The following is a 2142-nucleotide window of genomic DNA, read 5'->3' on the forward strand; positions in this document are numbered from 1 at the left end:
CCCTTGCGGCGCAGTTCGGCGGGGGTGGCGTCGAGGACGGGCTGCTGGGCGGGTGTCCCGTAGTCCTCGTACACGCAAGGGACGTCGGTGAGGATCAGCAGGAAGTCGGCCTTCAGGTCCTCGGCGAGCAGGGCGGCGGTGAGGTCCTTGTCGACGACGGCCTCCGTGCCCGTCAGTGCGCCGGTGTCGCGGTCGGCCGTGACGGGGACGCCTCCGCCGCCCGCGCAGATCACGAGGGTCCCGCTGTTGAGCAGTTCGTGGACGGTGTCGGTCTCCAGGATCCGTTCGGGTGCCGGTGAGGGGACGACGCGGCGCCAGCCGGTGGTGTCCTGGGCGATGTGCCAGCCGCGCTTGCGGGCGAGGGCGCCGGCCACCTCCCGGGGGTAGACCTGGCCGACGAACTTGGTGGGCCGTGCGAACGCCGGGTCGTCGGCCCGGACGAGGGTGTGGGTCACCAGCGTGGCGATGTGACGGCCGGGCAGGGCGTCGTGGAGTGTGCAGGCCAGCAGGGAACCGATCATGCCCTGGGTCTGGGCGCCGAGCAGATGGAGGGGGTAGGGGGCGCTGAGTGCGGGGTCGGCGGCGCTCTCCATGGCGAGCAGACCGATCTGCGGGCCGTTGCCGTGGGTGAGGACGATCTCGTGCTCGTGGGCGAGGGCGGCCAGGGCGGTGGCGACCCGGTCGATGTTGGCCTGCTGGACGGCTGCGTCGGGGCGTTCACCGCGGTGCAGCAGGGCGTTGCCACCGAGGGCGACGACGATACGCATGGCTCAGTCCTCCAGGGTGGCGACGAGCACGGCCTTGATGGTGTGCAGTCGGTTCTCGGCCTGGTCGAAGACGATCGACGCGGGTGAGTCGAAGACGTCGTGGGTGACCTCGAGTCCGTCCAGGCCGTAGCGGTCGAAGAGGTCCTGGCCGAGGCGGGTGCGGCGGTCGTGCAGGGCCGGCAGGCAGTGCATGAACTTCACGTCCGGGTTGCCGGTGGCGGCCAGCGTCTTGTCGGTCACCCGGTACGGCAGCAGCAGTTCGATCCTCCCCCAGCCTTCGGCCGGGGGGACCCCCATCTCGCTACGCTCGCGCCAGGTGCCGGCGGGCTCGCCCATGGAGACCCAGACGTCGGTGTGCAGGAAGTCGGCTCCCCGTACGGCGGTTTCGACGTCCTCGGTGAGCGTGATGCGGGCGCCGCTGCTCTCGGCGAGTTCCCGGCACCTGGTGACCAGCGCGGAATCGGGCCACAAGGCGGCGGGTGCGGCGATACGGACGTCCATGCCGAGCAGGGCGCCCATGGACAGCAGGGAGTTGCCCATGTTGTTGCGGGCGTCGCCGAGGTAGCAGTAGGCGATGTCGGGCACGGGTTTGAGGCTGTGCTCGTGCATGGTGAGGACGTCGCACAGGCTCTGGGTGGGGTGCGCCGTGTCGGTGAGGCCGTTGTAGACGGGGACGCCGGAGTGGGCGGCGAGGGCGGTGACGAGCGACTGGGCGGAGCCCCGGTACTCGATCGCGTCGAACATGCGGCCCAGCACACGGGCGGTGTCCGCGATGGACTCCTTCACGCCGATGTGGGTGTCGCCGGGGCCCAGGTAGGTGGTGGCGGCGCCCTGGTCCGCTGCGGCGACCTCGAAGGCGCAGCGGGTGCGGGTGGAGGTCTTCTCGAAGACGAGCGCGAGATTGCGGCCGGTCAGCCGGGGCTGCTCGGTGCCGACGCACTTGGCGGCCTTGAGGGTGGCGGCCAGGTCGAGGAGGTGGTGGATCTCGGCGGCCGTGAAGTCGAGTTCGCTCAGGTAGGAGCGGCCGCGCAGGTCGATGGTCATGATGGATCCCCCTGGGGGTCGGGCTGAGGTTCAGGCGACCGGGTCGCGTTCGACGGGGCAGCTCATGCAGCGCGGTCCGCCGCGTCCGCGGCCGAGTTCGGCGCCGGCGATGGTGACGATCTCGATGCCCTGCTTGCGCAGGTAGGTGTTGGTGGTGACGTTGCGCTCGTAGCCGACGACGACTCCGGGGGCGACGGCGAGGAAGTTGCTGCCGTCGTCCCACTGTTCGCGCTCGGCGTTGCGGATGTCCTGCGGGGCGGAGAGCATCCGGACCTTGTCGAGGTCGAGGGCTTCGGCGAGGGCGGTGGCCAGATCGGAGTTCGGGGCGACA

At 70.8% G+C, this 2142-nt stretch carries 3 protein-coding genes; all 3 read right to left on the minus strand.

The features are described from left to right. Nucleotides 1-767, minus strand: a 767-nt coding sequence (locus tag ACIRF9_RS52445) for a carbamate kinase (RefSeq protein ID WP_403837739.1), incomplete at its 3' end; no start/stop codon positions are given. A gap of 3 nt (nt 768-770) precedes the next feature. After that, entirely contained in the window at nt 771-1811 is a 1041-nt protein-coding gene (argF, locus tag ACIRF9_RS52450) for an ornithine carbamoyltransferase (protein WP_403837741.1), read from the minus strand. A 30-nt stretch (nt 1812-1841) separates the two neighbouring features. Further along, nucleotides 1842-2142: arginine deiminase family protein (locus ACIRF9_RS52455; RefSeq protein ID WP_403837743.1), on the minus strand; the 301-nt coding region annotated here is incomplete at its 5' end.

Source organism: Streptomyces sp. NPDC096132 (assembly GCF_044763345.1).
Classification (GTDB): Bacteria; Actinomycetota; Actinomycetes; order Streptomycetales; family Streptomycetaceae; genus Streptomyces.

What these genes read in the sequence shown, in the direction of transcription:
- argF (WP_403837741.1), bottom strand. Translation starts at nt 1,811, where the DNA reads ATGACCATCGACCTGCGCGGCCGCTCCTACCTGAGCGAACTCGACTTC.